An 11,878-nucleotide genomic window follows, 5' to 3' on the forward strand; every position below is an offset into this window, starting at 1 on the left:
AACCTATCCCTTTGGTGTCCCGCCCCAAGCCCGGCACCTCACGCAGCAAAGGAGACTGCCATGACTGACAAAGATGTTAAGCTCGTCTCGACCGAGGAGCTCGGCGAAATGGACGCCAAGACCGGCTATACCAGCCCGATCTTCGGCTCCTACGCCTCCGACGTTGAAATGCCCACCACAAAGCTCAACCACGATCCCGTCGAGCCCCGCATCGCCAGCGAGATCATCCGCGAGTACATCGGCACCGAGGGCAACGCGCACCAGAACCTGTGCACTTTCGTCCAGACCTACATGGAGCCCGAAGCTGCCGAGCTGATGAAGGACACGCTGGAGAAGAACGCCATCGACAAGGACGAGTACCCGATGACGGCCGATCTGGAGAACCGCTGCGTGAAGATTATCCAGGATCTGTGGCATGCCGACCAGAACGAGCAGCCCATGGGCACCTCGACTGTAGGCTCGTCTGAGGCGTGCATGCTCGGCGGCCTGGCCGCCTTGTTCCGCTGGAAGGCCCTGGCGAAGGAGGCTGGCATCGACATCTACTCGTCGCACCGCCCCAACCTCGTCATTACGAGCGGCTATCAGGTGTGCTGGGAGAAGTTCTGCCGTTACTGGGACATCGAGATGCGCGAGGTCCCCATGGACGCCGATCATCTGTACATGACGCCCGAGCAGTGCATGAAGTACGTTGACGACCACACCATCGCCGTTGTCTGCATCTTGGGCATCACCTACACGGGCCGCTACGACGACGTGAAGGGCATCGACGCCGCCCTGACCGAGTACAACAAGACCACCAACATGCCCGTGCGCATCCACGTGGACGCCGCATCCGGCGGCATGGTGGCCCCGTTTATCGAGCCCGACCTCGAGTGGGACTTCCGCCTGCCCAACGTCTGGTCCATCTCCACGTCCGGCCACAAGTACGGCCTGGTCTATCCCGGCATCGGCTGGATCGAGTGGCGCTCCAAGGAGGCCCTGCCCGAGGATCTGATCTTCTGGGTGAGCTACCTGGGCGGCCAGGAGGCCACTATGGCCATCAACTTCAGCCGCTCCGCCTCCCAGATCATCGGCCAGTACTACGCGTTCATGCGCAACGGCTTCGAGGGCTACAAGGAAATCCAGCAGCGCACCATGGACGTGGCGCATCACCTGGTAGAGGGCATCAAGAAGATGGGCATCTTCATCATGTACGAGGAGGCCACCGAGATTCCGATCCTCTGCTGGAGCCTCGATCCGGCCGCTGGCAAGAAGTGGACTCTGTACGATCTGGACGATCGTCTGCGCATGCACGGTTGGCAGATCCCGGCCTACCCGCTGCCGGCGAACATGGAAGATGTCACCTGCCAGCGCATCGTGACCCGTGCCGACCTGTCCATGTCCATGGCCGACAAGTTCCTGAAGGACATGGCCGCCGAGATCAAGAACCTCGACAACGCCACCGTTATCGGCCAGCAGGACTCCAACATCTCGAAGAAGTCCTTCGACCATAGCGGACGCTAGGCCGCAGCGCCCCACCGGCGCGTAACGACCCGAGAGCTTAGACGAGTGCCCTGCGGCTCATTGCCGCAGGGCACTCTGGGTGATAGAGGGCATAAATTGCCAGTACGCCTCAGGTCGGCGAGACGCACCCGCTCGTCCCGCCCGGGCAAGCGAAATCCGCTAGGGAAGCAGCAGCTGGGCGATCTGCACGGCGTTCAGCGCGGCCCCCTTGCGAATCTGGTCGGCCACATCCCAAAACGCGATGCCGTGGGGCACTGTGGGGTCTTTGCGCAAACGGCCGACGAAGGTGCCGTCGGTGCCGGCGAGCAGGCCCGGCATGGGATACACCTTGTTCTCGGTGTCGTCCATCACCACGACGCCCGGGGCTACCTCCAGAGCTGCGCGAGCCGCCTCGACCGTCACCTCGTCGGCGAACTCGACGTTGATGGACTCGCCGTGGCAGCGCAGCACCGGCACACGCACGCAGGTGGCCGCCACCTCGATAGCCGGGTCGTTCATGATCTTCTTAGTCTCCACCACCATCTTCCACTCTTCCTTGGTGGAGCCGTCGTCCATGAACACGTCGATGTGCGGAATGGTGTTGAAGGCGATGCGATGGGCGAAGGCCTCGATGGTCAGCTCCTCATCGGGCGTGCCGTTCAGGTAGTCGCGCGTCTGATCGAACAGCTCCGCCATGGCAGGCGCTCCGGCACCCGAGGCCGCCTGGTAGGTGGACACCACCACGCGCTTGATGGGCGACAAATCGTAGAGCGGCTTGAGGGCCACCACCATCTGGATGGTGGAGCAATTCGGATTCGCGATAACGCCTGAGTGCCACGCCACGTCCTGCGGGTTCACCTCGGGCACCACGAGCGGCACGTCCTCATCCATGCGGAAGGCGCTCGAGTTGTCGATCATCACGGCACCGGCGGCCGTCACCGCCTCGCGCATGGCCTTGGAAACGCCGGCGCCCGCCGAGAACAGGGCGATATCCACGCCCTCGAAGGCCTCCGGGGTCATCTCCTGCACCGTAAGCTCACCGGCGGGCACCTGCCCGCAGCCCTCGAAGGGCACCGTCTTGCCCGCCGAGCGGGCGCTTGCCAGCGCGCGCACCTCAGCCGCCGGGAAGTCAACATCGTGCAGTACGCGCAAAAACTCCTGTCCCACCGCACCCGTGGCCCCAGCCACGGCAACTACCGGGTTCGCGGGCATTTCCTTCGTCCAAGCCATGGGTTCTCTCCCCTTCTCTCGTGTGTTCTGCTCGGTTGTGCGGCAAGGGCATGGGCCCTTGCCCTACTTCTTCACATCACCGGTTCGCCCAAGGAAGTCAGCGAGGGTTCAACCGGTGCCTGGCATTGGGCCGAACCGCGGCCGAGCGGCCTTCGCGCCGCGAGGGAAAGCGGTGAAGCGCAAGGCCAGGTGCCCGTCGGAACCGCAGCGTCGGCCCGCTCCGTCGTTGCATAGCAACGACGAAACATCACCGCCCCTTCTTCATCTTCGCGGCAATCTCCTCAGCCGAAAGCTGGGTCTCCACGAACAGGTCGTCGGAATCCAGGCCGAAGGCAGTATGCAGGCATTGCACGGCCTGGGCCGCCTGGGCCGCATCCACGATCATGGACAGGCGGATAGGCGAAGTGGAAATGGCCACGATGTTGATATTGTTGTCGCCCAGCGTCTGGAAGGTGCGCGAGGCCACGCCCGGCGAGGACTTCATGCCCGTGCCCACCAAGCTCACCTTCGCGATATCCTCGTCCACGATGAACTCGCGGGCGCCTATCTCGGGCACGATGCGCTCCATGGTCTCCACTGCCCGGGCCAGATCGGCTCCCGGCGTGGTGTAGGAGATGTCGGTGTAGCCGGCCTCGGATACGTTCTGGATGATCATATCCAGGTTCACGTTGTTGGCGGCAAGCGCCGAGAACACCTTCGCGGCGACGCTGGGGGCGTCGGGCACGTGGCGCACGGTCACCTTCACCTCCGAGGTGTCGCTGGCGATGCCGGTGATGACGGCCTCCTCCATTTCGTACTCCTCCTTCACATAGGTTCCCTCCGCATCGGAGAACGCGGAGCGGGAATGGATGACCACTTTCCATTTGCGGGCAAACTCCACCGCGCGGCTCTGCAGCACGCCCGAGCCGGCGCTGGAGAGCTCCAGCATATCGTCGTAGCAGATGGAGTCGAGCTTGCGGGCGCGGGGAGCCACGCGCGGATCGGTGGTGTAGACGCCGTCCACGTCCGAGTAGATCTCGCATACATCGGCGTTGATGCCCCAGGCGATTGCCACCGCCGTGGTATCCGACCCGCCGCGACCGAGGGTGGTGATGTCGCCGTTGGCGTCGATGCCCTGAAAACCCGCCACTACGGGAATATAGCCGGCATCCAGCGCATCCAAGATGCGCTCGTTGTGCACCTTGATGATCTTCGCCTTGTTGTGGGTACCGTCGGTCTCGATGCCCGCCTGGCGGCCGGTGAAGCTCATGGACTTGTAGCCGAGCGCCTCCACCGCCATGGCCAGAAGCGTCATGGAGACCTGCTCGCCGGTGGACAGCAGTCGATCGAGCTCGCGAGCGGGAGGCGCGCCGGTGACGGCGCTGGCAAGGCCCATGAGCTCGTCGGTGGTCTTGCCCATGGCCGAGACCACCGCCACCACCTCGTCGCCGGCCTGACGCATGCGCACGAGACGCTTGGCGACGTTTTTGATGCGCTCGGGCGACGCGACCGAGGTTCCCCCGAACTTCGCGACTATCAGAGCCATGGCGCTTTCTCCTTCTCAGAATGCGAGGAATTGCCTTCCGAATACGTGAGCCACCACTATACCAAGAAATGGCGGGGCCGTTTTCTTATGTCGGTTTTCCGACGGTGGACGGGCGCGGGCCGCTCGCGGGCCGCCCATTGTCTATGATGAAGCCGTTGCGTACTATAGGCACTTCGCCGCGGCAGCCCGCCCCGGCGCCCTGCCATCCGAGCCTGTCGGGAGGAGCCTGTAATGCCGGCCATCATCACCCACGATCTGTTCGCCAAGGACATCTACGGCACCGCCTTCGAGTCCATCGGGGGCACTCGTGACGAGGCCGAGGCGTTCCTGCTCGGCAACCAGGGGCCCGATCCACTCTTCTTCGTCGGCGCCGATGCGCGCTACCTCGCCTGGCGCGATTTGGGAAGCGCCCTGCACCGCCGCCAGCCGGCCGAGCTGCTCGTCGCCTTCAAGCGGGCCGTCCCGCATCTTGCGCCCCCGGCGCGCTCTACTGCGCGAGCCTATGTGCTGGGCTTTGCCTGCCACTACCTGCTCGACCGCACCGTGCACCCGCTGGTGTTCGGCCAGGAGCGCATGTTGACCAGCGCCGGAGTGGAGGGGCTCACCCCCGATGACCACAGCGAGGTGCATGCGGTCATCGAAACCGATCTGGACGAGCTGGCGCTTGCCGCCAAGCGCGGCGAGACCGTCGCCAGCTTCAATCCGGCCCGTTCCATCCTGAAGGGCAGCGACGCCATGCTCTCGATCGTCTCGCGCCTGTACGCCGAGGCGGTAGGCAATACCCTCGGCGCATCGATTCCCGAGAACCTGTTCCGCGCCTCTGTGCGCGCCGACCGCATCGCCCAGCGCGTGCTCTACTCGCCGTCGGGAGCGAAACGTCGGGCACTGGGCGTCCTCGAGCGCGCCGTGCGCCCCCATTCGATGCTGGCGGCCCTGAGCCACCGCGGCGGCGAGCGAACCGAGACGCCCTTCGCCAACGGGAACGGCGAGCCATGGGCCGACCCCTTCACCGGCCAGATGCGCGCCGAGAGCTTCTGGGATCTGTACGAGACCGCCCGATCCGAGGCGCTTGCCGCCCTCGCGACCATGGACGACGACGAATTCGGCGACGAGGAGGCCCACCGGCTCGCCGCCGATCTGAACTTCTACGGCGAGCCGGTCGTAGCCCGCATCACCGCTGTCGAGAACGTTGACGGCTCCCCTGCCGCACCCGCCAAGTCCTCTCGCACCGACGAGGATGCGCCCGCATGCTAGAGACCGCCTTCACCCTCCCCTTCTGGTTCGAGTTCGCCGCCACCGTCACCGGCGGCCTGTCCGGCGGCATGTCGGCGGTACGCGCCCGCTACGATATCTTCGGGTGCGTGGCCATCGCCTGCATCACCGGCATGGGCGGCGGCATCATCCGCGACGTGCTGCTGCAGGAATACGGCCTGTACGCTTTCCAAAGCCCCTGGTTTCTGCTCTCGTGCGCCGTGGCCGGCGTGATCGTCTTCTACTTCGGCAAGCTGGCCACCTACCTCGATCCCATCGTCGACCTGCTCGACAACATCTCGGTAGCGCTGTGGGCCATCATCGGTGCCTCGAAGAGCCTCTCGGCCGGCCTCGGCATCATCCCCTCGGTCGTGCTCGGCACCATTACCGCCATCGGCGGCGGCATCTCCCGCGACGTGCTCATGAACCGTGCGCCCGTGGCCTTCCAAACCGGCCCCATCTACGGCAGCGCGGCGCTCATCGGCTGCATCGTGTACTGCCCGCTAAAGGCCAACGGCATCCTGCCCGACTCGGCGGGGTTCCTGTGCGCTATGCTCATCATGGCCCTGCGCTACCTGTCGCTCATCTTAGGTTGGCGCACCAAGCCGCCGCGCGACTACTCCGACCGCGTCGTGGAAAGCGTCGTGCGGCCGGCCCGATTCATCGCCCGCAAGGTGCACGTGCCCATGGGAAAAACCGCCCGCGAGCGCCAGGGCAGCACGCGTTTGGAACGCTTCAAGCGCCAGGGCAAGCGCCTCTACGACCGCTTGAGCGGCCGATGGATGGACGAGACCGGCGAGCAGATGCAGCCCACGGTGCTCATGGACAAGCTGGAGCTTCCCATCGTGGATGCCGAGAAGGCATCGCCCGGCGCAGAGAGCGACGAGGCGCAGGCGACAGGGCCCGAGCCCGATCCGTCCGACCGCCTCTTCGTCGATCGCGACGAACTGTACCGCATCATCGGGCTTTCCCCCGATCCCGAGCCTATCGAGGAGCCCGATCCCTTCGAGCCCCAGACTCCCGAGCCGGCCCGCCATCGCTCCAAGAGCCAGGTGAAAGCCGGCAACCCCCGCGCCCGCAAGAAAGCGGAGACGGAGGCGCACGAGCCAACGGCCCCGAATCTCCGAGACGCCGAGGCCGGGAAAGACGCTGGGGCCGCCCCCAACGAACAGGCCCCCGATCCAACTGATTAGCAGTCTGAGCACAGCACGAGGGTCCCGGCACGGTGCCGGGACCCTCGCCTTTGCAACGCATTCTTGTGCAGCGCCCCTACAAGGATGAGGCGCCCGAAGCGCTACATGTTCTTCAGCAGGATGGTGCTCATGAGATCGGCCGTGTGCTCGCAGGCATCGCAGCAGCTTTCCATATGATCGTAGAGGCGCGACCATTTCAGCACGTGCACCGGCTCGTCGGCATGGTTCACGTGCAGGTTGCGGATAACTTCCACGTACAGCGTGTCGGCCTCGTCCTCGTAGTTGCTCACCTCGATGACCAGCTGCTTGAAGCTCTTGGAGCGCTTGAAGTTGCGGAAGTCCTCCATGGCCACGTGCACCGCCTTGCAGGACCTGCGGATGAGCGTGGCGAAGCGCTTGGCATCGTCGGGGATCTGGTGCACGTCGTACATGTACAGGTACTGGAGCACATCCTCCATCTCGTCGAGGATGTTGTCGAGGGCCTGGGCCAAAGCCACGATGTCCTCGCGATCGAACGGCGGCATGAAATCGCCGGCCACCTGCTTGTAGATATCGTGGTTGATGGTGTCGCCACCGTGCTCCAGCTCGTGGGCCTCCTCCAACATGGGGCGCAGGGCCGCGGCATCGGTGAACTCGTCCATGGCGCGGATGAGCACGCCGGCCTCCTGGACGGCCAGATCGGACAGCTCCTCGTAGGCGCTGAAATAATCGTACTTGTGCTTCTTACCCACTGTGTTCTCCTTTTCGCGTTACAGGATCATAAGAAACAACTTCGCGCAGATGTAGCCGAGGATGCCGCAGCCGGGGAAGGTGAGCACCCACGTCTTCACCATGTCGATGGCAATGGACCACTTCACGCTCTTGGGGCTCTTGGCCGCTCCCACGCCCATGATGGCCGTGGTGTTGGTGTGGGTGGTCGAAACGGGAAGGCCGCCGAAGGTGGCCAAGAAAAGGCTCACGAACGTGGACAGGGACGCGGCAAAGCCCTGGAAGGCCTCAAGCTTCACCATATCCATGCCAACGGACTTGATGATGCGCTCGCCGCCCACGGCAGTACCGAAGCCCATGTTGAACGCGCAGAAGATCATGAGCCACATGGGCATGGCCACGCCGGAGAGGTCCATACCCATGCCGGCAGTCATCATGATAGCCAGCATGAAGATGGACATGAACTTCTGACCGTCCTGGGCCCCGTGCATGAAGGCCACCGCGGCCCCCGAGCCCACCTGGGCCCACTTGAAGAAGCGGTTGGCCCGAACCCGGTCGGCATTGCGGAACAGCCGTCCGATAATCTTGTAGTTGATCCAGCCGAGGCCGAAACCGAGCAGAGTGGACAGCAAGATGCCGTAAATCACTTTCATCCATTCCGCCCCGTTGATAGCATCCAAGCTGCCCTGCACGGCGATGGCCGCGCCGGTAAGGCCGGCGATGAGCGAGTGGGATTGGGAGGTGGGGATGCCGAACCACCAAGCCGCCGCCCCCCACACGATAATGGCCACCATGGCCGCCATAAGAGCCGTCAGCGCCTGATGGGAGTCGCCGCCGAAGTCCACCATGGAGAAGATGGTGTGGGCTACGGCCGTGGACACGAGGGACACGAGCAGAAGCCCGAGGAAGTTGAAGACGGCCGCCATGATGATGGCGTGACGCGGCTTCATGGCACGGGTTGAAACCGCCGTGGCAATGGCATTAGGGGCATCGGTGGCGCCATTCACGACGATAACGCCGATATTGAGCAGCGTTACCACCATCAAAATAGGGTTCTGCATCAACTCGGAGAGGAAAAAAGTCCACTCGATGGTCACGGAGTTCCTTCCAACGGACGGTCAAGGGCCGAAAATGCGCACCGTATTAAGTCTAACCTATGACAGCCTGTCGGCAAGACAGATCGCCATATTTTTTCATCATCCTGGAAAAGTTCGTCGAAGATGCCCCATCCGGCCAGACGATGCCGACCGCGCGCCCCGAAAACAACTCCGCCGCTCTACTCCGGGTCGCCGTAGAGGGCGAAGACGCGACGGCGCTCGGCGCCGATGGTGGTGAGGCTGTTATGGCCGGGAAGAACTGCCGTGTCGTCGGGCAGCGCCGCGAGCTTCTTGAGCGACGCGCGCATATCGGCCATCGATCCGCCCTCGAAGTCGGTGCGGCCGATGGTGCCGGCGAACAGGGTGTCGCCGGAGATAAGCACCGGCAGCCCCTCGGGGTGGTTGCCGAACTGCGGGATATCGAACAGGCAGAGGGAGCCGGGGGTGTGCCCCGGGGTCTCGATGACCTTCCACTTCATGGAACCCACCTCCACGATGTCGCCCTGGGCCACGGTGCGATCCACCGGGCAGGGCACCCCGCGGGTGGACAAGTCGGCGTCGGAGGGGCGCTCGATCTGGGGCGCGTCGGCCGCGCTCGCAATGACCGGGGCGCCCGTGGCCTCGCGCAGCTCGGCGGCGGCGCCGGTGTGGTCGAAGTGCCCATGGGTGAGCACGATGGCGTCCACCCGCGCCCCGTCGAGGGCGGCCATAATCTTGTCAGCCGAGCAGCTCGGGTCGACCACCATAGTGCCCTCGCCGTCGGAGATGATGTACACGTTGTTGGCGAGCACGCCCATGACCAGGTACTTCACATCGACGCAAAGCCCGCTTACCTCATACAGATCCATTGCCATCGTTCAGCCTTTCGCTACCATTATCCGTGACTCATCGGGGTCGGAGCCGCCGGGTATTCCGATTCGCTCAAACAGTCCTCGCTTTGTGAAACAGGACATTCAGTCCTGTTTCAGTCGCTGCGGAACTCGCTCGGTCGAAACACCCGCCGTCTCCTCTACACTCAACTCTTCTTGGATGCTCCTTGGGGCATCATTCTATGGGCATCGAAGACGCCGTCCACCTCGGTGAGGCGCTTTGTCATCCTCTCGATAACCGGCAGATCGCTCACCTGGAACAAAAAGCGCATCTCCACCATGCCGTCGCGGTGGGTAGTGGTGTTGCACGACAGCACGTTGGCCCCCATCTCGGAGATGACCCGGGTCACGTCCAGAAGCAGGCTCATGCGGTCGAGGGCCTCCACATAGATTTCCACCTGGTAGGTGGCCGCCGCCGAGGGCGTACCCTCCCATTCCACCTCGATGATACGCTCGGGGTGCCGCTTCAGATCGAGCGCATTGGGGCAGTCGGCCCGGTGCACCGACACGCCGCGCCCGCGGGTCACGAACCCTAAGATCTCGTCGCCCGGCACCGGGTTGCAGCAGCGCGACAGGCGCACGAGCACGTCATCGACGCCCTTCACCACGATACCCTGGGACGTATGGGTCTCGTGCTTCTTGGGACGCTTCACGCTCGTGAGCATAGGGGGCATGATGCCCGTGGAGGACGCCGAAGATCCCACGTTGGGCTTGCCGGCTTCCTCGTTTCCCTTGTCCACGAGAATCTTCAGCAGGCGGTTGCTTACATGCTGGGCCCGCTCCTTCCCCGCTCCCACCTGCACGAACATATCGTCGGGATCCTTGAAGCCCATGGCCTCCGCCACCAGCTTCAGCGCTCGCAGCGACTGCGCGTTGGAGATGCCCAGGCCGTGCTTGCGCATCTCGCGGGCAAGCATATCGCGGCCCATCTGCAAGTCGTCGGAGCGCGTTACCTTCGAGAAGTACGACCGGATCTTCGAGCGTGCGCTGGGGGTCTTCACCAGGTTCAGCCAGTCGCGGGAGGGCCCGGCGCTCTTCTGGGTGAGGATCTCCACGCGGTCGCCCACCTGCAGCTTGTAGGACAAGGGCACGATGGAGCCGTTCACCTTCGCGCCCACGCAGTGGTTGCCCACCTCGGTGTGGATGGCGTAGGCAAAATCAATGGGGGTGGAGCCGGCCCGCAGGGAGATGACCTCGCCCTGGGGCGTGAACACGAACACCTCGGTGTTGTCGAGGTCCATCTTCAACGACTTGAGGAATTCGCGGGAGTCCTCGGTCTCGTCCTGCCAGTCCACCATCTGGCGCAGCCAGGCGAGCTGGGCGTCCAGATTGTCGGCAGCACCCGGGCGCGAGCCGCCCGTCTCCTTGTAGCGCCAGTGGGCCGCCACGCCGTATTCGGAGTTGCGGTGCATCTCCTCGGTGCGGATCTGCACCTCCAAGGGCCGGCCCGTCGGGCCCATGACCGTCGTGTGCAGCGACTGGTACATGTTGAACTTCGGCATGGCGATGTAGTCTTTGAAGCGGCCCGGCATAGGGTGCCAAATGGTGTGCACGGCGCCGAGGGCCGAGTAGCAGTCCTTCACCGAACTCGTGATGATGCGCACGGCGATGAGGTCGTAGATCTCCGAGAAGCCCTTGCCCTTCTTCGTCATCTTCTGGTAGATGGAGTACAAATGCTTCGGCCGACCCATGATCTGGGCGGTGATGCCGAGCTTGTCCATCTCGTCGTGGAGCACCGCGATAACATCGGCCAGGTACTTCTCGCGCTCGGCGCGTGACTCGGTGACCATGCGGCTGACCTGCTTGTACTTATTGGGTTCCAGGTAGAAGAACGACAGGTCCTCAAGCTCCCACTTGATGGAGTTGATGCCGAGGCGGTGCGCGATGGGCGCGTAGATCTCCAGGGTCTCGCGGGACTTGAAGATGCGCCGATCCTCCCGCAGGGCCGCGAGCGTACGCATGTTGTGCAGGCGGTCGGCCAGCTTGATGACGATGACGCGGATGTCCTTGGACATGGCCACGAACATCTTGCGGATGGTGGCCGCCTGCTCGTCGGTGAGGCTCTCCACCTCGATGCGGGTGATCTTGGTGACGCCCTCCACGAGCGCGCGCACCTGGGGGTTGAAGGCGTGCTCCACCTCCTCGGCGGTCACCTTCGTGTCCTCCACGGTGTCGTGGAGCAGCGCCGCGCAGATGGTTTCCGCGTCCATGCGCAAATCGGCCAGGATGATGCCCACCTCGATGGGATGGATGATGAACGGCTCGCCGGACTTGCGGCACTGGCCCGCGTGGGCCGTGCGCGCGAACTCGAAGGCGCGCGCGAGCATAGCCTCCTCCGCAGCGTCCATGTAGGCGCCCGTCAGCCGCGCGAGCTCGGCAAAGCGGTCCTCGGGCGTGCTCGCCGCCGAAACCGCCGACTGGCCCGTGGGGTCGGGACGGCCCAGGAGGGCGTCCACGGTCTGCTTGGTGGCCGACCCCTCGGCCACGGCCGCGGGCGTCACTCCGCGGTAGGGCATATCTTCC

The 11,878-nt window shown here is 64.2% G+C and carries 9 protein-coding genes; 3 read left to right on the top strand and 6 right to left on the bottom strand.

What is annotated here, in order from left to right:
- Positions 1-60: 60 nt before the first annotated feature.
- Positions 61-1,503 carry a glutamate decarboxylase gene (gene gad, locus C811_RS09045; RefSeq protein ID WP_016309254.1) on the top strand — a complete coding sequence of 481 codons (1,443 nt, stop codon included), beginning with the start codon at positions 61-63 and terminating at the stop codon, positions 1,501-1,503.
- Between the two features lie 159 nt (positions 1,504-1,662).
- Here the strand turns inward: gad and C811_RS09050 are convergent, their stop codons facing one another.
- Positions 1,663-2,712: an aspartate-semialdehyde dehydrogenase gene (locus C811_RS09050; RefSeq protein ID WP_016309255.1), complete on the bottom strand. Its 1,050-nt coding sequence runs from the start codon at positions 2,710-2,712 to the stop codon at positions 1,663-1,665.
- Positions 2,713-2,959: 247 nt separating this feature from the next.
- Positions 2,960-4,237: an aspartate kinase gene (locus C811_RS09055; protein WP_016309256.1), complete on the bottom strand. Its 1,278-nt coding sequence runs from the start codon at positions 4,235-4,237 to the stop codon at positions 2,960-2,962.
- Between the two features lie 231 nt (positions 4,238-4,468).
- Between C811_RS09055 and C811_RS09060 the strand changes: the two genes are divergently transcribed.
- Positions 4,469-5,491, top strand: a complete 1,023-nt coding sequence (locus tag C811_RS09060; protein WP_016309257.1) for a zinc dependent phospholipase C family protein — start codon at positions 4,469-4,471, stop codon at positions 5,489-5,491.
- Positions 5,485-6,681 (top strand): trimeric intracellular cation channel family protein, encoded by a 1,197-nt coding sequence (locus C811_RS09065; RefSeq protein WP_016309258.1) that lies wholly within the window; start codon positions 5,485-5,487, stop codon positions 6,679-6,681. The genes C811_RS09060 and C811_RS09065 overlap by 7 nt, the downstream gene beginning before the upstream one ends.
- Positions 6,682-6,782: 101 nt before the next feature.
- On the opposite strand, the gene C811_RS09070 is transcribed toward C811_RS09065, so the two are convergent.
- The 4 genes from C811_RS09070 to C811_RS09085 form a co-directional block, all read right to left on the bottom strand.
- A complete protein-coding gene (locus C811_RS09070) occupies positions 6,783-7,412 on the bottom strand; it encodes a DUF47 domain-containing protein (protein WP_016309259.1) in 630 nt (209 codons plus the stop codon).
- 18 nt (positions 7,413-7,430) lie between these two features.
- On the bottom strand, positions 7,431-8,486 hold the full coding sequence (locus C811_RS09075) for an inorganic phosphate transporter (RefSeq protein WP_016309260.1): 1,056 nt from the start codon (positions 8,484-8,486) through the stop codon (positions 7,431-7,433).
- 179 nt (positions 8,487-8,665) lie between these two features.
- The gene (locus tag C811_RS09080; protein WP_016309261.1) at positions 8,666-9,340 is read right to left on the bottom strand and encodes an MBL fold metallo-hydrolase; all 675 of its coding nucleotides are present in this window, start codon (positions 9,338-9,340) and stop codon (positions 8,666-8,668) included.
- Between the two features lie 161 nt (positions 9,341-9,501).
- Positions 9,502-11,871: a RelA/SpoT family protein gene (locus C811_RS09085; protein WP_051127492.1), complete on the bottom strand. Its 2,370-nt coding sequence runs from the start codon at positions 11,869-11,871 to the stop codon at positions 9,502-9,504.
- Positions 11,872-11,878: the final 7 nt, after the last annotated feature.

Source organism: Adlercreutzia caecimuris B7 (assembly GCF_000403355.2).
Lineage (GTDB): Bacteria > Actinomycetota > Coriobacteriia > Coriobacteriales > Eggerthellaceae > Adlercreutzia > Adlercreutzia caecimuris.